The 19029-nt window shown below is 57.6% G+C and carries 18 protein-coding genes; 12 read left to right on the top strand and 6 right to left on the bottom strand.

Translation table 11 applies throughout. The features are described 5' to 3' along the window. Nucleotides 1-4 precede the first annotated feature (4 nt). The 6 genes from glyS to glmM all read left to right on the top strand — a co-directional run bounded on the left by glyS (nt 5) and on the right by glmM (nt 9008). Entirely contained in the window at nt 5-2113 is a 2109-nt protein-coding gene (gene glyS / locus V6N04_RS01580; protein ID WP_371168358.1) for a glycine--tRNA ligase subunit beta, read from the top strand. A 173-nt stretch (nt 2114-2286) separates the two neighbouring features. After that, nucleotides 2287-4836, top strand: a complete 2550-nt coding sequence (gene ppdK, locus V6N04_RS01575; protein WP_371168357.1) for a pyruvate, phosphate dikinase — start codon at nt 2287-2289, stop codon at nt 4834-4836. Nucleotides 4837-4989: 153 nt separating this feature from the next. Further along, nucleotides 4990-5634, top strand: a complete 645-nt coding sequence (locus tag V6N04_RS01570) for a cell wall hydrolase (RefSeq protein WP_371168356.1) — start codon at nt 4990-4992, stop codon at nt 5632-5634. Between the two features lie 102 nt (nt 5635-5736). Then, nucleotides 5737-6648 (top strand): dihydroneopterin aldolase, encoded by a 912-nt coding sequence (locus V6N04_RS01565; RefSeq protein ID WP_371168355.1) that lies wholly within the window; start codon nt 5737-5739, stop codon nt 6646-6648. Continuing rightward, nucleotides 6648-7652 (top strand): dihydropteroate synthase, encoded by a 1005-nt coding sequence (gene folP, locus V6N04_RS01560; protein ID WP_371168354.1) that lies wholly within the window; start codon nt 6648-6650, stop codon nt 7650-7652. Before V6N04_RS01565 ends, folP begins: the two co-directional genes overlap by 1 nt. A 3-nt stretch (nt 7653-7655) precedes the next feature. Then, the gene (glmM, locus tag V6N04_RS01555; RefSeq protein WP_371168353.1) at nt 7656-9008 is read left to right on the top strand and encodes a phosphoglucosamine mutase; all 1353 of its coding nucleotides are present in this window, start codon (nt 7656-7658) and stop codon (nt 9006-9008) included. 3 nt (nt 9009-9011) lie between these two features. Here the strand turns inward: glmM and V6N04_RS01550 are convergent, their stop codons facing one another. Next, entirely contained in the window at nt 9012-9914 is a 903-nt protein-coding gene (locus V6N04_RS01550; RefSeq protein WP_371168352.1) for a DMT family transporter, read from the bottom strand. Nucleotides 9915-9992: 78 nt separating this feature from the next. Between V6N04_RS01550 and V6N04_RS01545 the strand changes: the two genes are divergently transcribed. Together V6N04_RS01545 and V6N04_RS01540 are read left to right on the top strand one after the other, a co-directional pair. Then, complete coding sequence (locus tag V6N04_RS01545; protein ID WP_371168351.1) at nt 9993-10301, top strand: ArsR/SmtB family transcription factor; 309 nt, start codon at nt 9993-9995, stop codon at nt 10299-10301. Between the two features lies 1 nt (nt 10302). Next, nucleotides 10303-10758: an SRPBCC family protein gene (locus tag V6N04_RS01540; RefSeq protein WP_371168350.1), complete on the top strand. Its 456-nt coding sequence runs from the start codon at nt 10303-10305 to the stop codon at nt 10756-10758. A gap of 49 nt (nt 10759-10807) precedes the next feature. On the opposite strand, the gene ilvC is transcribed toward V6N04_RS01540, so the two are convergent. Continuing rightward, the gene (ilvC, locus tag V6N04_RS01535) at nt 10808-11830 is read right to left on the bottom strand and encodes a ketol-acid reductoisomerase (RefSeq protein WP_371168349.1); all 1023 of its coding nucleotides are present in this window, start codon (nt 11828-11830) and stop codon (nt 10808-10810) included. 137 nt (nt 11831-11967) lie between these two features. On the opposite strand from ilvC, the gene V6N04_RS01530 reads away from it, so the two are divergent. Genes V6N04_RS01530 through V6N04_RS01520 form a run of 3 tightly spaced genes read left to right on the top strand, consistent with a single transcriptional unit; the run spans nt 11968 to nt 14063 of the window. Then, complete coding sequence (locus V6N04_RS01530; protein WP_371168348.1) at nt 11968-12423, top strand: Lrp/AsnC family transcriptional regulator; 456 nt, start codon at nt 11968-11970, stop codon at nt 12421-12423. Further along, on the top strand, nt 12420-12875 hold the full coding sequence (locus tag V6N04_RS01525; protein ID WP_371168347.1) for an Lrp/AsnC family transcriptional regulator: 456 nt from the start codon (nt 12420-12422) through the stop codon (nt 12873-12875). The genes V6N04_RS01530 and V6N04_RS01525 overlap by 4 nt, the downstream gene beginning before the upstream one ends. Nucleotides 12876-12935: 60 nt before the next feature. Then, a complete protein-coding gene (locus tag V6N04_RS01520; RefSeq protein ID WP_371168346.1) occupies nt 12936-14063 on the top strand; it encodes an aminotransferase class V-fold PLP-dependent enzyme in 1128 nt (375 codons plus the stop codon). Here V6N04_RS01520 and V6N04_RS01515 read toward each other — a convergent pair. The 3 genes from V6N04_RS01515 to V6N04_RS01505 all read right to left on the bottom strand — a co-directional run bounded on the left by V6N04_RS01515 (nt 14060) and on the right by V6N04_RS01505 (nt 16236). After that, nucleotides 14060-14260 carry a hypothetical protein gene (locus tag V6N04_RS01515; RefSeq protein ID WP_371168345.1) on the bottom strand — a complete coding sequence of 67 codons (201 nt, stop codon included), beginning with the start codon at nt 14258-14260 and terminating at the stop codon, nt 14060-14062. The genes V6N04_RS01520 and V6N04_RS01515 overlap by 4 nt on opposite strands. Nucleotides 14261-14361: 101 nt before the next feature. Next, nucleotides 14362-15561 carry an FAD-dependent monooxygenase gene (locus V6N04_RS01510; RefSeq protein ID WP_371168344.1) on the bottom strand — a complete coding sequence of 400 codons (1200 nt, stop codon included), beginning with the start codon at nt 15559-15561 and terminating at the stop codon, nt 14362-14364. 3 nt (nt 15562-15564) lie between these two features. Continuing rightward, complete coding sequence (locus V6N04_RS01505; protein WP_371168343.1) at nt 15565-16236, bottom strand: pyrimidine 5'-nucleotidase; 672 nt, start codon at nt 16234-16236, stop codon at nt 15565-15567. Between the two features lie 127 nt (nt 16237-16363). Here V6N04_RS01505 and V6N04_RS01500 point away from each other — a divergent pair, with 127 nt between their 5' ends. Continuing rightward, nucleotides 16364-17035, top strand: a complete 672-nt coding sequence (locus V6N04_RS01500) for a GntR family transcriptional regulator (protein WP_371168342.1) — start codon at nt 16364-16366, stop codon at nt 17033-17035. On the opposite strand, the gene V6N04_RS01495 is transcribed toward V6N04_RS01500, so the two are convergent. Continuing rightward, the gene (locus V6N04_RS01495) at nt 17019-18944 is read right to left on the bottom strand and encodes a glycosyltransferase (RefSeq protein WP_371168341.1); all 1926 of its coding nucleotides are present in this window, start codon (nt 18942-18944) and stop codon (nt 17019-17021) included. The genes V6N04_RS01500 and V6N04_RS01495 overlap by 17 nt on opposite strands. Nucleotides 18945-19029: the final 85 nt, after the last annotated feature.

Below are 19029 nucleotides of genomic sequence, written 5' to 3'. Positions count from 1 at the left end.
CGATATGTCTGACCTGCTGATCGAACTCTTCTCGGAAGAAATCCCAGCCCGCATGCAAAAGCGCGCGGCTGAGGACCTGAAAAAGCTTGTGACTGATGGTTTGGTCGAGGCTGGTCTGACCTATGCCGGTGCCGCCGCGCTGTCCACGCCCCGTCGCCTGACGCTGGCTGTCGAAGGCTTGCTGGATCGCTCGCCCGACACGCGCGAGGAACGCAAAGGCCCAAAAGTGGGCGCGCCCGATAAAGCGATCGATGGGTTTCTGCGTGGGGCAGGCGTGACCCGCGATCAGCTTGAGGAACGCGAGACGCCTAAAGGTGCGGTTTACTTCGCCCTGATCGAAAAACAGGGCCGCCCCGCCGCCGACATCATCGCCGAAGTGTTGGAAGCCGCCATACGTAACTTCCCATGGCCCAAATCGATGCGCTGGGGGGCGGGATCTTTGCGTTGGGTGCGCCCGCTGCACTCCATCTTGTGCATCCTGTCTGATGAAGCCGGTGCGACCGTCGTTCCTATGGATGTCGATGGGATCACGTCGGGCGACAAGACCGCAGGTCATCGCTTCATGGCCCCCGACCGCTTTGCCGTGACCGGGTTTGCCGACTACGAAGCCAAACTGAAGGCCGCCAAGGTCGTCTTGTCGCCGGACGAGCGCGCCGATCATATCTGGGCCGAGGCGCAGAACGCTGCCTTCGCCCGAGGGCTTGAGATTGTCGAGGACAAAGCGCTTCTGTCCGAGGTCGCCGGCCTTGTTGAATGGCCTGTGGTCCTGATGGGCGACATTGACGATGAATTCATCCATCTGCCGCCAGAAGTGCTGCAAACCTCGATGCGCGAGCATCAGAAGTTCTTCTCGGTCAAGAATCCGAAATTCGACCGGATCGAGAAATTCATCACCGTCGCCAACCGCGAAACTGCCGACAACGGCGCAACCATCCTTGCGGGCAACCAGAAAGTGTTGTCTGCCCGCCTGGCCGACGCCAAGTTCTTCTGGGAAAACGACATTCGCGTGGCTGAGGCCGGGGGGCATCCGTGGCTGGATAGCCTTGCCAACGTGACATTCCACAACAAGCTGGGCACGCTGGCGGACCGGATAGAACGGATCGCACAGCTCGCCGGAGCAATCGCGCCGAGTGTCGGAGCAGACCACGATCTGGCCGAAAAAGCCGCGCGCTGGGCCAAGGCCGACCTGTCCTCAGAAATGGTCTATGAGTTCCCGGAACTGCAAGGCCTGATGGGCAAGTACTACGCGGCCCCTGCTGGGTATCCCGAAGAGGTCGCGAATGCCGCGCAAGAACACTACTCACCACTTGGCCCATCTGACGACGTGCCCACCGCGCCGATTTCGGTAGCGGTTGCCCTTGCGGACAAGCTCGACACGCTGACAGGCTTCTGGGCGATTGATGAAAAACCGACTGGGTCGAAAGACCCGTTTGCTTTGCGTCGTGCGGCACTTGGGTTTATTCGGTTGGTGTTGGAAAATGGGCTGCGCTTTGGATTGGAAGAACAGATAGCGGTCGGCTTGGCCGCGAATGGTTCCGCTCGACCCAATGACCAAGATACTGAGGATTATACGGGACTGGATGTGGACCTAAACCTCCTCTCCTTCTTCCACGACCGCCTCAAAGTCTACCTCAAAGACAAAGGCATCCGTCACGATGTGATCGACGCGTGCCTCGCCATGCCGGGCAACGATGATCTGACCCTGTTGGTCAAACGCGCCGAGGCTTTGTCCGACTTCCTCGCCACCGATGACGGCGAAAACCTTCTGCAAGGTGTCAAGCGTGCCTCAAACATCCTTGCGCAAGCTGAAGAAAAGGATGGCGTTGAATACTCATACGGCGCCGACGTGAAATTCGCGGAAAGTGACGAGGAAAAGGCGCTCTTCTCAGCCCTTGATCAGGCCGAGGCAAAGATCACTCCGGCGATGGAGGCCGAGGATTTCGCCGCCGCGATGTCAGCCATGGCAACCCTGCGCGCGCCCATTGATGCCTTCTTTGAAGCCGTCCAGATCAACAGCGACAATCAAGTTCTGCGCCGTAACCGCCTGAACCTGCTATCACGCATCCGCACGATTTCGGGTGGTGTCGCTGACCTGTCCCGTATCGAAGGCTGATCCATTTTCTTTCCTTAAATATCCCGGGGTGAGGGCGTCCCATAAGGGACGTCCGAGGGGCAGCGCCCCTGAACCCTCGGCTTATATTTCCTAAACCTAAGGCTTGTCCCACAGGTTTCGCGCGCTATGGTACTCCCCGATAAGACGGTGCTGCAGTGCAGAAAGTGGACCACATGCCCTTTACAGAGATCACGCCAACAGCGGCAATCGAAAACACGCGCCACGGCGGGCGGGCCAAGTGCCTGCAACGCCTGATCCGGCTCGATATGCCGGTTCCGAAAACTGTCGCGCTGAGTTTCGAGGCGGTACACGGAATTTCGGCAGGCGATATGCCTGATCTTGCGCAAATGATGACACTGTTTGGCGCCGATCCTCTGGTTTCCGTCCGCCCCTCGTCGGAGGACCCCGACTGGGGCGGCCCGGGTGCAATCTTGAACATCGGGATGAATGACGCCGTCCACGCCAAAATCATCAAGTCGCATGGAGAAGCGGCGGCCAATGCGCTCTACCTCCGTTTTATCCAGTCCTATGCTGTGAATGTCGCCCGCCTTGACCCGGACGAGTTCGACGAGTTTTCCGCGCCCACATCGGACACGTTGCAAGCTGCCCTCGACCTTTATGAAGAAGAGACAGACAGCTATTTCCCACAAGACCCGACCGAGCAATTGTCGGAAATTCTGCGTTCGATGGCGCGCGCGTGGGAGGGCACAACCGCTCGGCTGCTGCGTGAAGCCAAGGGCGCGCCTGCTGATGCCGGGCTTGGTCTGGTGGTTCAGAAAATGGCGCTGGGTGTCGGACAGAATGTCTCCGGTTCAGGTGTAATCCAATTCGTAAACGGTCAGTCTGGGCATCAGGAAATCCGTGGGCGTTACCTGTGCAAAAGCCAGGGGCGAGATGCGCTGACCGAGGCGGAAGATCGCGATGTGATGTACCTGACCAAGGACCCACGTGGCCGCTCGATAGAAGAGGTTCTGCCTGAGAATTTCGCCAACCTCATCTCATACGGAGAGCTGTGCCGCACCCGGTTGCGCGAAGAGATGGAGATTGAGTTCACCATTGATAACGAACAGCTTTTCATTCTGGATGCCGTGCGGGTGCAACGCAGTGAGCGGGCGAATGTGCGCATTGCCGTCGCCCTAGCGAAAGACGATGTTATTAGTCGCGAAGAGGCTGTTCTGCGCATTCCACCGCGCGCGCTGAGCGAGCTTTTGCACAGCCAGTTCGATCCAGAAGTCGAACGCGATCTATTCGGCTCGGGCATTGCTGCAAGCCCGGGTGCAGCAACCGGAAAAATTGTCTTCAACGCGCGTGCGGCGCAAGCGATGGCGGCACAGGGCGAGGACTGTATTCTTGTACGCCGTGAGACAAGCCCAGAGGACATTCGCGGCATGCACGCGGCCAATGGGATTTTGACTATTCGTGGTGGGATCACCAGCCATGCGGCCGTGATCGCGCGTGGGCTGGGTCTGCCATGTGTTGTCGGTGCGCAGGATCTGGTGCTCGACAAGAAGAAACGGGCGCTGATAGCGCCGGATGGGCGTGCGTTCGGGGAAGGCGATGTCATCAGCATCGACGGTACAAGCGGCGAAGCATATGCGGGCACGGTTGCAAAACTTCCCCCAGAATTGGGCGAGAGTTTTCAGACCTTGATGGCTTGGGCGGACGAATATCGTGACATTGGCGTGCGCTGCAATGCAGACACACCGCCCGATGCGCGCAACGCCCGGATGTTCGCTGCCGAAGGCATTGGGCTGTGCCGGACCGAGCATATGTTTATTGACGATGACCGCCTGCTGGCGATGCGCGAAATGATCTTTGCAGATCACACTGACGACCGGCGGGCCGCACTTGACCGGCTATTGCCTATGCAGCGCGACGACTTCACAGAGTTGTTTGAGATCATGCAGGGTTTGCCGGTCTGCATCCGCCTATTTGACCCCCCCCTTCACGAGTTCCTGCCACATGGTCGCGAAGGACTAAGAGAGCTTGCTGAAGCGCTGGATCTTCCCCTGCGGGATGTCGAACGCCGCGTCGCGGGGCTGCGCGAGTTCAATCCGATGCTTGGTATGCGTGGCGTAAGGCTTGGGATCACCGTGCCAGAAATCTACGATATGCAGGCGCGCGCGATCTTTGAAGCCACGATCGAGGCTTCGCGCTCCGGCGATCCCATCGTGCCCGAGGTTATGATCCCGCTGGTATCGGCCAAGCGCGAAGTTGAGATCGTGAAAGCCAGGATCGACGCGGTTGCGGCTGAGGTGCGGATCGAGAAGGGGACTGATTTCACCTATCGGCTTGGGGTCATGGTTGAAACACCGCGGGCCGCATTGCGTGCCAGTGAAATTGCGCAGCATTCGTCCTTCATGTCCTTTGGCACTAATGACCTAACTCAGATGACCTACGGTCTGTCGCGGGATGACGCTGGGCGGTTCATGGGCGAATACGTCGCGCAGGGCGTCTATGACGAGGACCCGTTTCATATGCTCGATGCGGACGGAGTGGGCGAGCTATTGCAGATGGGCGCGGCACGCGGGCGGCAGGAAAACCCTGAACTGACTTTGTCGATCTGCGGTGAACACGGGGGCAACCCAGAATCGATCCGATTCTGTCGAAATGCGGGGTTTGACTACGTATCATGTTCGCCCTTCAGGGTGCCTGTCGCCCGTTTGGCTGCGGCGCATCTTGCGATCGAAGAGTTGATGGACGAGCGCCGCGTAAATCTTTGACGTTTATTCATAAATTTTCGACGTTCCGGTAGATTTCGCGAAACTCAGAGCGTTTCAAATTATCCGTCATTCTGTGCCAGACTGGACGACGGACATATTTTTTCGTAAATCCTCGTCGTTGTGGCCCGGTTTATTTCCGGGTTGGGGGGATTAATGATTATGACTATTCGCGCAGTAGCAGGCGCATTTTGCCTGAGTTTAATGCTGATTTTCACGTCTGATGTTGCAAAAGCGCAGGAGGCCAGTAGCCCATTTGATGCCCTGTTGGGGCACGATCATGATGGGTTGGCTGCCATGCCTGCGGAACGCATTGCGGCGTTGGGAAAACTTCCGTCGGCAGGTGATGCTGTACCTGTTCCTTCGACCGCGATGTACTCGACCCAATGGTTGGCAAGTCAGGGTGCTCCGACTGAAAGCAAAGAGTGGCAATGCCTAACAGAAGCGCTTTATTTCGAAGCGCGGGGCGAGACAATCAAGGGTCAGTTCGCAGTGGCCGAGGTTATCATGAACAGAGTCGAGAGTCCGCGTTTTCCCAACTCGATCTGCGGCGTGATTAACCAAGGCACCGGGCGGAAATATGCGTGTCAGTTTACCTATACATGCGATGGCCGAGCCGAAGTCATCTCGGAACCCGCTGCCTATGCGCGGCTTGGGAAAGTTGCACAGGCGATGATAGATGGTGCGGATCGTGGGTTGACGGGTGGGGCGACGCATTATCACACAACCGCGGTGGTTCCATCTTGGGCGAAACGATTGACGCGGACCGCCAAGATCGGGGTGCACCGCTTCTATCGTTGATGGATGCCCGCCCAGTCGTTTCAGACCTCTTATCCGACGATTTGCACTGGCCTTCCCCGGTCTTGAAGGGGCATTGTGACCACATCAAGTATGAGGGCTTTCATGGGCAATGATGCATCGACCGCTTTTGCACCGCTAGAGGAGCGGGCCGCGCGCACGACCGGGGTTGTAGAACCCGACAGGATTTCCGTTCGCGATCACATTGTTGATGTGGAAATCGGTGCGTTTCAAGCCGAGAGAGATACCACGCAGCGCTTACGTTTCAGTGTTGTAGTTGAGGTCGCGCCAAGCACTGGTGCCGTGACGGATGATGTGGACGATATTCTGTCTTATGATACCGTCACAGAAGCGATCGAGGCAGAATTGGCGGCAGAGCGGCTAAACCTGCTTGAGACCTTAGCCGAACGCATCGCAGATCGCATTTTGACCGAGCCGCAATCGCTAAGAGTCTTTGTTCGCATTGAGAAACTGGACCGCGGACCCGGCAATCTAGGGGTCGAGATCGTGCGCGATCGTTCATCCGAACGGTTGGCGGATGGCGCGGCGACCACGGTGCACCCAACGTTGATTTATCTCGACAATTCAGCTTTCTCCGACCCCGCATTGGGTGGCTTTTTGGACCGGCTTCAAGCCGATGAACGTGCGTTCGTTCTGTGTGTATCGCAACGCGATCAACATAGCATATCCGCGGCCGATGGTGGGCCCCAGCGTCATATTGACCTGCTGTCGATTGAACAGAACGCATGGCATTTGTCCTCAATCGATCCCCGTTGTGTGGTCGTCGGAACCCGGACCGAGTTGGACTGGGGGATGAAGAATGACCAGGTCAGCGTTTGGGCCCCGTCCAAGATTGTTTTGGACACCGTAGGCAGTCCCATTAGCACCGATCCGCTTGGTCTGGCGGTTTGGATTGGCGAGTTCCTGAATGCTGGGGAACTGTTGGTCATCGGCGCCGACGTGCCTGACATTTCCAGCCTGACGTGCCGGGCGGTGACGCTGGCAGCGGCCCCTTGATGCCTTACGCACAGGCACTCCCTCGCACTGGATCACCCTTCGAAGGGTTGCCTCTGGCCGGCTCTTCGACAGTTTGGTTCGATCAGGTATTGATGCGGGAACGGGGGGCTGTGTCAAAGCGGGGCGGTGTTGCGGATTGCTCGTCCAGCATGCGATCCCGTCTGGCCGACCCTCGGTCTGATCTGTGTGGGCTGACACTGGATCGCCCTCGGATCATGGGTGTTCTGAACGTGACGCCAGACAGTTTTTCGGACGGCGGGGATCACGTCACGCTTAAGGCTGCGGTGGCCCGCGCACGTGATATGGCGCGTGATGCCGATATCTTGGACATCGGGGGTGAAAGCACACGGCCGGGCGCGCAAGAGGTGTCTGAACGCGAAGAGATCAGGCGCACCGCCGAGGTGATCAAAGCCCTTCGCGAGGCCGGGATATCCACCCCGATTTCGATCGACACACGCAAAGCGCGCGTGGCCGAGGCAGCGCTGGATGCGGGCGCGGATATGGTGAACGACGTGGCTGCGTTTACCTTCGATCCCGAATTGGCTGACTTGGTCGCCGAGCGTGATGTACCGGTCTGCCTGATGCACGCACAGGGCCAGCCCGAGACCATGCAGAACGATCCGCGTTATGACGATGTACTGTTCGATGTCATGGACTTTTTGGCCGAACGGATCGCATTTGCCGAGGCCAAAGGCATCAAGCCTGAGCGGATTGTGACCGATCCGGGCATTGGTTTCGGTAAGACTTTGGAACACAATGTGACTTTGCTGAAGAACCTGTCGCTGTTACATGATCTGGGATTGCCGATACTATTGGGCGTGTCTCGAAAGCGGTTCATTGGTACAATCGGACAGGTGGATGACGCGAAGGACAGGGTTGCAGGATCGCTGGCAGTCGCGCTTCACGGCATTCAACAAGGGGCGCAGATCCTAAGGGTGCACGACACGTTTGAGACCCGGCAAGCGATCCGTTTGCAAGCGGCGTTGATGGAAAGAGAGAGTTGAGCAGTGGTTGATAAGCTTTTCGGAACTGACGGTGTGCGCGGACTGGCCAATAGCTGGCCGATGACGGCGGACATGGCATTGAAGCTTGGCGCGGCGGCAGGCCGGCATTTCCGACGCGATGGGTCCAACGGGCACCGGGTCGTGATCGGAAAGGACACACGCTTGTCTGGCTATATGCTGGAAAATGCGCTGACCGCTGGGCTGACATCGACCGGCATGAACGTGCTTTTGCTGGGCCCGGTTCCGACGCCTGCAGTCGGGCGGTTGACACACTCGATGCGGGCGGATTTGGGCATCATGATCTCGGCGTCACACAACCCGTTCCATGACAATGGCATCAAGTTTTTCGGCCCGGATGGATTTAAGCTTTCCGACGAAGATGAGGCCGAGATCGAACGGCTGGTGCACCATGGGGTCGAGCCGGTGCAGCCACAAAACATTGGGCGCGCCAAGCGGATTGACGAAGGCCGGATGCGCTATACCGAATACCTCAAAACAACCTTCCCCGAGAACAAGCGGCTTGATGGGTTCAAGGTTGTGATCGATTGCGCCAATGGGGCGGCTTACAAAACCGCGCCAGATACTCTGTGGGAGCTTGGTGCCGAGATCGTACCTGTGGGCGTTGGGCCTGATGGCACCAACATCAACCAAGGCTGCGGATCGACCAACACCGCGCTTGCTGCCAAAACAGTGGTCGAGACCGGTGCGGATTTGGGCATCTGCCTGGATGGTGACGCAGATCGCATCATGATCATTGACGAGAAAGGCCGGGTTGCCGATGGCGATCAGATCATGGGCCTTTTCGCCAGTCATTGGGCAAACGAAGGCCGCCTGAAAGGTGGAAAGCTGGTCGCGACGGTGATGTCGAACCTTGGGCTTGAGCGTTATGTGTCCTCGAAAGGGTTGGAGCTTTTGCGCACCAAAGTTGGCGACCGTCACGTGGTCGAAGCGATGCGCGCGGGTGGATTTAATCTTGGTGGTGAACAGTCCGGCCATATCGTCATGACCGATTTCGCGACCACTGGTGACGGGCTGCTCGCAGGGATCCAGTTCCTTGCCTGCATGGTCGAAACGGGCAAGCCCGCGTCGGAGCTGTGCGAGGTTTTTGAGACCGTGCCACAACTTTTGAAAAACGTGCGTTACGAGGCCGGGCAAACGCCATTGGATGCAACCAGCGTAAAGTCCGCGATTTCCGATGCCGAGGCGAAACTGGACGGACGTGGTCGCCTGTTGATCCGAAAATCGGGAACCGAACCGTTGATCCGGGTGATGGCCGAATGTGAGGATGATGCCTTGCTTGTAGATGTCGTTGACAGCATCGTCGCCGAGGTCGAAGCCGCCGCCGCTTTGGTCTGAAATCTACCGTCCCAAAAGCATCCGCCTGAGACTGAACCACTGGCTGATCGCCAGTCCCGTCAGGATAAGTACGAGCGCGACGTAAAACCTGACAGGCAGCGCCTCGGACAGGATCCAAGCGCCGAACACCATCGACCAGATCGGCACCTGATAGTTTACGAGCGTCATGAACACGGACCCGGCGCTGCGAATAATCGAAACGCGGAAAAGTGTGGCCAGTGCGGTGGGGATCAACCCCAAGCCTATCAGTGCTATTCCCGGTCGGGCACCCTGCCAGTCAGGGACGCCTTCAAGCGCCAACATCAACGGTAAAAGCAGCACTGATCCGACCACCAGCGTTAGGGCCGACAGGACCAGCGGGTCGACAGGCGGGCAACGTCGCGTGGTGATCGACGCTAGCGAATAACAAAACGCTGCGCCGATGCAGGCAAGTTGGGCCAAGGGTTCTGCGCCTTGCCCAAGCTGCGCCAAACCCGGCCCGATCAAGACCAATGCGCCACTAAACCCCAGTGTGACACCGATCATCCGCCGCGTGTTCAAGGGTTCGTCTGAAAAGAAATGAGCCAACGGAAGCACCATCAGAGGGATCGCAGACATCGACAGCCCGGCGAAAGCGGATGGTACATATTGCTGCCCCCAACTCAGCAGGACAAATGGTAGGGCGGTCGACAGAATGCCGATCACAACGATCGAGCGCCACAGGGCGGGGTCTCTGCCAGGCATCCGTTTCCCTCGGGCCAGCATCAGACCAAGCAGGGCCAGCGCCCCTAAAGTAGTTCGCGCGGTGGCAACGGTTATCGGGCCATAGCCTTCAAGCGCGATGGCGACGACCATAAAGGTGCCGCCCCAAATCAATCCAAGGGCAACAACGCCTGCCCAGTCTGAGGTTGTCGGGTTGCTTGTCATCTGATCCACATATCCCGCAGCCAAGAGCGTGTCATCCGAAGAATTTGCAAATTGGTAAGTATTCACTTACGGTAAGTTATGGCTTACCAAGAATCACTCATTGCACTAGCTGATCCAACCCGACGCCAGGTTTTTGAAGCTGTGGCGAAAGCCCCCCGACCGGTGGGCGCACTGGCAAAGGGTTTGCCTGTCAGCCGCCCTGCGGTTTCTCAGCATTTGAAGGTCTTGTCCGACGCGGGCTTGGTGGTGTGTCACGAACAAGGGACGCGCCGCATCTATGCCGTGCGACCAGAGGGGCTGGCAGAACTTCGTCAGTGGCTCGACCAGTATTGGGGCGATGTGCTTGAAAGCTTCGCCCAAGAAATCAACGAAAGAAAGATTGACTGAAATGACCGATCCCGTTGTGAAAACCATCCGCGTCAAATGCTCTGCTGATCATGCGTTCGATGTCTTTGTGAACCGAACCTCAAGCTGGTGGCCCTTGGATGGCCATGCAGTGTCCGCCTCGAAGGGCAAGGCGGCTCTAGCAGTAACAATCGAGCCACGCGTTGGGGGTGCGGTCTATGAGACGATGTATGACGGAACGCGAACAGATTGGGGCGAAGTGCTGGAATATGAACCCGGCAGCAAGATCGCCATGACGTGGCATCCGGGCGCAAATGCAGATACGCCCACGCGCGTCGATGTCGCGTTCGCGGTGCTAGGAGATGAGCAAACAGAAGTCACGCTCACTCATTCAGGTTGGGAGATCTTGGGTGACGATGCCGATGATCGTCGCAATGGCTACAATGGCGGCTGGGACAATGTCTTTGGCAATTTCTATGCCAATGCCTGTACCGCCTAACGAAAAAGGGCGGCCACTTGGACCGCCCTTTCCCTGACGTTTGACCGTCTTAGTTCTTTTCTTGGTCGACCAGTTTGCCAGCCGAGATCCAAGGCATCATGTCACGCAGTTTCTTACCAACCACCTCGATCTGATGCTCATCATTGGCACGGCGCGACGCTTTGATGGTCGGCTGACCAACAGCGTTTTCCAGCATGAAGTCACGAACAAATTTGCCTGACTGGATGTCTTCCAGCGACTCTTTCATAGCTTTCTTCGTGGCTTCGTAAGGCAGGATGCGCGGGCCGGTGACGTACTGGCCGTACTCGGCAGTGTTCGAGATCGAGTAATCCATGTTCGCGATGCCGCCTTCATAGATCAGGTCTACGATCAGCTTGGTTTCGTGCAGACACTCGAAATAGGCCATTTCCGGTGCGTAGCCAGCTTCAACCAGAGTTTCAAAGCCGCAACGGATCAGTTCAACGATGCCGCCGCACAGAACAGCTTGTTCACCGAACAGGTCGGTTTCACACTCTTCGCGGAAGTTGGTTTCGATGATGCCTGAGCGACCGCCACCAATGGCAGAGCAATAGGACAGGCCGATTTCCAGCGCTTTGCCGGTCGCGTCTGTGTTCACAGCAACAAGGCACGGTACGCCGCCACCTTTTTGGTATTCGCCGCGAACTGTGTGGCCGGGGCCTTTCGGGGCCATCATGATCACGTCAACGCCTTCTTTGGGCTCGATCAGGCCGAAGTGCACGTTCAGGCCGTGAGCGAATGCGATGGCTGCGCCGGGCTTGATGTTGTCGTGGACATATTTCTTGTAGGTCTCAGCCTGCAGTTCGTCGGGCATGGTGAACATGATAACGTCGCACCAAGCGGCGGCTTCTGCGATGCCCATGACTTCCAGACCTTCGGCGGTGGCTTTCTTGGCCGAAGCCGAGCCTTCACGCAGCGCAACGACAAGGTTCTTCGCGCCCGAGTCGCGCAGGTTCAGAGCATGCGCGTGGCCTTGCGAACCGTAGCCAAGGATGGCCACTTTTTTGTCTTTGATCAGGTTAATGTCGCAATCGCGATCGTAATAAACGCGCATATCGGGCGCTCCCTTAGATGTGTTTCATTCTGAAGGCATCATAAGGATGTTGCTGTGGTGTGCGAGATGCGAAAAGGCGGAATTTACACTCAATGTAGCAGTTTTAATTCGTCATATAGAATGATAATGAAATAATCATGTTAGATGACACCGACAGACGCATTCTTAGGCAGATGCAGGCGGACCCGATGATGGCAGCGCCTGATCTTGCCCATCTTATAGGGATGTCCACAGCGCGGCTGACACGTCGTATCGACCGGCTACGTGATCAGAAAATCTTGCGGGGCCCGCGTGCGGTGATCAATTGGCGCGCGCTTGGCTATGCGGTCGAGGTCAGCTTGCGCATTACGCTTGATAAGACCCAATCGCGCGCCTTCGACGACTTCATCGCTGCGGCACGTGACATTCGTGAAGTGATCGAAATCCAGACCTTCCTCGGCCGTGTCGATGTTCGTTTGTCCGTCGTTGCGCGGGATATGCCGCATTATCAGGCGATCTATCGGGATCAAATCTTGGGGTTGCCTCACATCGCGGATATCGAAGCTCTGATGCAGGTTGCGCGGATCAAGGCTGATGAGAGCCTGCCGCTATGATCGAAGTTGATGACATCGACCGGGCTCTAATCCGGGCGCTAGCAGAAGATGCGACCCAATCGGCCGGTGCTTTGGGGCGCGATGTTGGGCTGAGCCAACCTGCGACGTGGCGCCGTATCAAGCGGTTGACCGAACACGGTGTTCTGGCGGGCCGACGATTGGATCTTGATCGTGAGGCACTGGGCTTTGGCGTCACCGTTTTCCTTGGCGTGAAACTGGCGACAAAAGGGCGAGTCAGCCTGGAAGACTTCGAACGCGCGGTTTCGGCCATCCCCGAAGTTCAAACCGTTGAACACGTGCTGGGGCTGTATGATTACCGTCTGCGTGTCGTGGCACGTGATCTGGCAGATTTCGAGCGGGTGCTAAGGCGACGGGTCATGACATTGCCGGGGGTTGGCGATGTGGAAGCCAACGTACTTTTGTCAGAAGAACGCAGGCCCGGGCCAATTTGACCCTTCCCTGCAAGGTGGTTTTCCGTCAGTCTCACTTGGCTATGTGAAGGAGACGCGACCATGCCCGCACTTTTGCCCGATATTGATCCCGATGGAATGCTCGAATTCTCGGTGGTCTTCACTGATCGTTCGTTGAACCATATGTCGACGGCATTCCAAGGTGTGATGAACGATATCTCAGCCACGTTGAAAGAGGTCTATAACGCGGATGCCGTAGCGGTTGTGCCCGGCGGCGGCACATACGCGATGGAGGCCGTAGCGCGCCAGTTTGCAACGGGTAAACGCGTCATGGTGATCCGCAATGGGTTCTTTTCCTTTCGCTGGAGCCAGATATTCGAGGCTGGTTTAATCCCTTCGAACGAGACCGTGATGAAAGCGCGTCGCGTTGGCAATGCGCCCGACGCCCCATTCGCACCCGCTCCAATCGACGAGGTGGTTACCCGGATCAAAGACGAACGCCCCGACGTGGTGTTCGCGCCGCATGTCGAAACCGCAAGCGGGATGATCTTACCGGATGACTATCTGAAAGCTGTTGCAGACGCTGTTCATGCAATCGGAGGGATTTTCGTTCTGGACTGTATTGCATCGGGTTGCGCTTGGGTGGATATGAAGGAAACCGGTGTAGACGTCTTGATTTCCGCCCCGCAAAAGGGCTGGTCGGCGCAACCGTCGGCTGGGCTTGTGATGATGAACGACGCCGCGCGAGATCTGGCCAAATCGGCGACATCAACGTCTTTCGCGGTCGATTTGGGCAAGTGGCTGTCCATCATGGAGGCCTATGAGGGCGGGGGCCATGCGTATCACGCCACGATGCCCACCGACGCCTTGCGGGCGTTTCGCGATACCATGATTGAAACGAAAGAATATGGTTTCAAAAAGCTGCAAGACGCGCAGTGGGTGCAAGGCCGCCGTGTCCGCGCATTGCTGGCCTCAAAGGGTGTGAAATCCGTCGCGGCCGAAGGGTTCGAAGCGCCGGGCGTCGTCGTGTCCTATACTTCAGATCCGAACATCAAAGCAGGCAAGGCGTTTGCCGCAGAGGGCGTGCAGATCGCCGCTGGTGTCCCGCTGATGTGTGACGAGGGCGACGATTACTCCAGCTTCCGGCTGGGGCTGTTTGGTCTCGACAAACTGTATGACGTTGACGCAAGCGTTGCGCGATTGGACGCCGTGTTGTCGAAAGTGCTCTAGCCCTTGCCGGTCGCCATCATGATCAGCAGGAAATAGATCACTGGGACTGTCGCAAGCGCCACAAGCCCAACACCTGTGATTCCCATCACAAGAAATCCAGCGACGAGTGCTAAGACGATCAAACCCATGATCATGAAGGCAATTTTTTCGTCGCGGTTTTCGGCGGCTTTTTCTTCTGCGGTTTTTTCAGATGTCATGGCGGTTGGTCCTTGTTCGCTGCGTTGAGGGACGTAGTCGCCAGTATAGTCGAGAATTGGAATGCGTCACGCTGACCTTGCGTCGGGATGCCGCAGCAGTTTCAACTTGGTCCCAAGCCTGCCCGCATCACGCGCTTTCGCATCGGCTTCACATCGTGAACGGCTTTTAATCCCAACAAGCGCACGGCTTGCAGAAACCCATCTCCTGAGCGGGTGACACGATTGAACAGGTCAATGACGCGGGCGCGCCGTGCGATGTCAGTGGACCGTGCCTTTGCGTAGGCACGCATCATTGCTGGATCTCCGATGGTATCTGGCGTTGCTTCCGCCAACTCCAGCAATGCGATCACGTCGTTCAGAGACGTATTCAGCCCCTGCGCCCCAATCGGGGGTAGGGCATGTGCGGCCTCGGCCACCACTGCCACGCGGCCAGCGGTCAACTGATCGGCCGTTTGCGTTATGATCGGCCAAATTGAGCGGTTGCCTTGCAAATGCATCCGGCCCAACAGTCCAGTGGAACGTTCAAACATGACGTCTTCGAACTCAGCCACGGGCATGTTCATCAATTCAACAGCGCGAGGCCCCTTGTTCATCCAAACAATCGCCGAGGCGCTTTCACCGCCGATGTCCGGTAGTGGGACGATCGTGAAGGGTCCGCCTTCATTGTAAATCTCGGTCGATACATTTTCGTGTGGCAGATCGTGAGTGATCGTAAAGGCCAGCGATTTTTGCCCGTACCGCGTGGTGGAAACGGTGATGCCGGCCGCCTCGCGCAGTGGTGACAGTTTCCCATCTGCCGCAATTCCCATCCGCGCACGGATCTTGTCGCCATTTGTGAGTGTGACGATGATCTCTCCGGTACGCTGAACTATAGAGCGAAAACCAGCGCCATACAGCGGCACGATTTTTGGCTGTTCTTTCAAATATCCCCAGATTTCACGCCGTACGACCCAGTTCATCAGGTTCCACCCAAACGGTTCATCGCTCATGTCGCCGGATTGAAATACACGTTGATCTCGTATTTCAGGCGGCCAGCCGGTGGTGTCGACGACGGCGAGCTGATCCAGGGGCTTGGCGTGCGGTGCTAGCAAGGACCAAAGGCCGATCCTCTCGAACAACTGCCGGGCCGGTTGCAGGAAGGCTGTCGAACGTAAATCGGACTTGTCGTCGCTTGCGGTCACCACAGGGGTGAAGGGATCGGCCATGACCACGGTAAACCCAGCCTCGGCGAAGGCTGCGGCTGCGACTTGACCTGCTATGCCGCCGCCAGAAATGAAGATGTCTGCGCTATAATCCGTCATGGGTCAGTCTTTCGTCTCGGGGCAGGCGGCGTCGACCAAGTTGCTCAGGAAAGCAGTCAGATCGTCGGTGTGGTGATGAATGTGAGCGGCGGGTTCGGGGTCCGGGGCGACGTGGACGGTGCGCATACCCAATGCGTGAGGCACGGCAAGGTTACGTGGGTCGTCTTCGAACATGGCGGCCACATCTGGGCTGATCCCGTCACGGGCGAATATCTTGTCGAAGGCAGTTCGGTCTGGCTTGGGATGAAAATTCGCGTGTTCCACGCCATAGACGGCATCAAAAAGGTTGGCCAACCCGCGCGCCGCCAGCACCCGCTCTGCATAAGGCGCGCAACCGTTGGTATACACGATCTTGCGCCCCGGCAGGGACCGGATGTGCCGGGCAAGATCGGGGTCAACGTCCAAGTGATCCATCGAGATATCGTGCACATCAGTAAGGTACGGTGCCGGGTCGACGTCATGCTCTCGCATCAAGCCGGCAAGCGTGGTGCCGTAGGTTTTCCAGTAGTGTTGGCGCAAGTGATCAGCCTCGGGCCGGTCCACGCCAAGTTCTTGCATAACCCAGTTGGTCATGCGGATTTCGATCTGATCGAAAAGGCGTGCATGGGGCGGGTACAGCGTGTTGTCCAGGTCAAAGACCCAGGCGCTGACATGGGAAAATTGATCGGCGACCATGGCGCGACGCTACTCTTGTTGGGGGGCGGGGAAAAGGGGGCAGGGGCGTAATTCTGGCGCGCTGCGACACTGTGTTGTCGGGTTCGGGTTTGATTTGGGTTCGCTTGCATGTTTAGGTGACGCTCAAATGGGCCATACTAAGGACGAGGACGCCGTGGCAGACGCAAAACAGGGACAGAAGGACGCCTATGAACTGATCCTTGAGGCAATTGATACTGGCGTCTACGAGCCCGGCGACCGCTTGGTTGAAAGCGAATTGGCCGAACGGTTTGGCGTCTCGCGCACCCCAATCCGGGAAGCTTTGCAACGACTGGAAACGCAATCGCTTTTGGCGCGCGACGGGCGCAGTCTGATCGTCGCGTCGCTTAGTCACAATCAACTGGCCGAGCTATATGTGGTCCGCTCTGAGCTGGAGGGGCTCGCCGCCGCGTTGGCTGCCCAACACGCAACACCCGAGGAAATTCGAGTGCTGCGCGATATGGTCGAGGATGACCGCCAACGGCTGTCTGACCCCGCCGCGCTGTCGCGCTCAAACCGCCGCTTTCATAAGCAACTGCACTTGGCGTCACACAACCGGTACCTGGTGCAGCAGTTGGATTTGGTTCATCGGACAATGGCGCTGTTGGCGACCACGTCCCTGGCTGCCGAGGGTCGCAGCGAGGTGGCGGTGGCCGAACATGATGCCATCGTAACCGCGATTGAAGCGCGCGATCAGGACGCAGCCCACGCGGCATTGAAAACCCACATCTCGAAGGCGTTCGAAACGCGGATCAAGCTGGATTCTATGGCTGGAGAGTGACCATGTCCTGGTCGGCTTGGTCAAAGGCACCATGCTGCGTTTTGTCCCAATAGAACGGCTTCGTGACGATCTCGATAAACCCTTTCATTGCGGCAAGCGAGGCCAGCGGAAAATAGAAGTGTAGCGTCGGGACCCAAAAGCGAAGCCATCGAAGCTTGGCATTGCTGACCGCCTGAATTCCCACGGTGATGGTCAAAAGCTCGGTTGCCATGAATACGGTTCCCAGAATGATCAATAGCTCGCTTGGGACCACACCACGTAAGGGATGGGGCAGGCCCAGCGGAAATGCCCAGAACGTCCAAAGGATTGGGGCCAGCAGGAACTGCGATAGGCTGCCAAGAAACAGGATCTGAAATCCAAGAAACTTCCACCAGCCAAGATCGCGCCACAATTGTCGAGGTTGGCGCATATGGACGCCGTAGGTCATCGCGTATCCCTTGATCCAGCGCGACCTTTGTTTGATCCACGGCCAGACACGGCAGTTGGCCTCTTCTTCCGTGACGGTGTCGACCAGCTCGGTGCGAAAGCCGCGGCGGGCAAGCCGGATACCAAGATCGGCATCTTCCGTGACATTATGGGCGTCCCAGCGCCCCAATTCCTCCAGCGCGTCCCGTCGAAAAAACAAAGTCGTTCCGCCGAGAGGGATGGCAAAGCCAGCCCTTGCGACACCGGGAAGAACAATGCGCCACCAGGTGGCGTATTCCACTGTGAAACAACGACTTAACCAGTTTGTCCTAGCATTGTAAAAATCAAGCCGCCCCTGAAGACAGGCCACATCTGGCCCCCGTTCCGAGAATGTTCGGACGATCTTGTGAATCTGATCTGGGTCGGGTGCGTCCTCGGCGTCATAGACACCGATGATCGAGCCACGGCAGAAATCGAGCGCAAAGTTCATGGCGCGCGGTTTGGTTTTCACCGCGCCGCGCGGGACGATAATCTGGCGCATCCAGCGGGGCAGGTTTGATCCGGCAAGAGTTTCTTGCGTCAACGTGTCGTCTTCTTCCACGACAAGGCAGACATCAAGCAGTTCGCGCGGATAAGATAGCCGTTCCAACCGCTTGACCAGCCGCGCTGCGATCTCGCGTTCTTTGTACAACGGCACGAGGATCGAGACGGTCGGCAGTTTCAGAAAGCCCTTGGTCGGCGCAGGCAGGTCGGGGTGTTTCGAAGGATTGCGGCTGAAGCGCCAGAACTGGACGGCCGCAATCGCCTTGAGGGACGAGTTTAGGAGCAAGGTCAGCACGGCCCAGCCAACCAGCAGGACGAAACCGACGAATGAGGACAGCATGAACACTGCGCAAACCGCAATTAAAAGGGCGGCGGCAAGGCGGGCAACAGAGCCCGAGCGCCAACTGCGGCAGCTTTCGGCATCACTTACGCGGCTTTCAGCGCGTATCGCGAGCGAGCGGTGGCGCATTTCGATCAATGCGCGTTGAATGTCTTGTTCCGGCGCGATGGCCAGAAAGCAACGCCCCCATTCTGAAGGAAATTCCTCCTTAAGATACTGGAACCTATCGGGGCGTGAACAGATCACGACCGTTGCGCCACCAACATGTTTCCAGGGCACGATTCCATTGCGAATACAGAACGCAGCCCCCAACTGATCGATCAGACGAACATCGGGTGGTTCGCGACCAAGATCAGCGATCTGGCACCCGTACTGGCGTGCGAGTCCGGCATATAGATCCGCGCTGCGCACCCAGCCATTGGTTAGGAGTATATCGCCGAAACGTGCATCCTCGCGGGCTTGCAGAGACACCGCCATTGCCAAGTTTTCAGGGGTCAGTGCCCCCATGTCGACCAATACCTGCCCGAGCGGCCTGCGTTTCTGTTTTGGCTGCCCGACCGCCTCCAAGCCACGCGCTGGTGCGCGGTCGGCCGGGACAAGACGCAGGTTGGTTGCAGACATATTCGTGCTTTCGGGTTGTACGACCGAATGAACATGGCAAGCCTGTGGTTAACAGCCGGTTAACCAAGCACAATTTCCTACAACT

The sequence above is a fragment of the Aliiroseovarius conchicola genome (assembly GCF_041403445.1).
GTDB lineage: Bacteria > Pseudomonadota > Alphaproteobacteria > Rhodobacterales > Rhodobacteraceae > Aliiroseovarius > Aliiroseovarius conchicola.
Note: the sequence above shows the minus strand (reverse complement) of the source record. Positions and strands in the feature narration are given on the sequence as shown.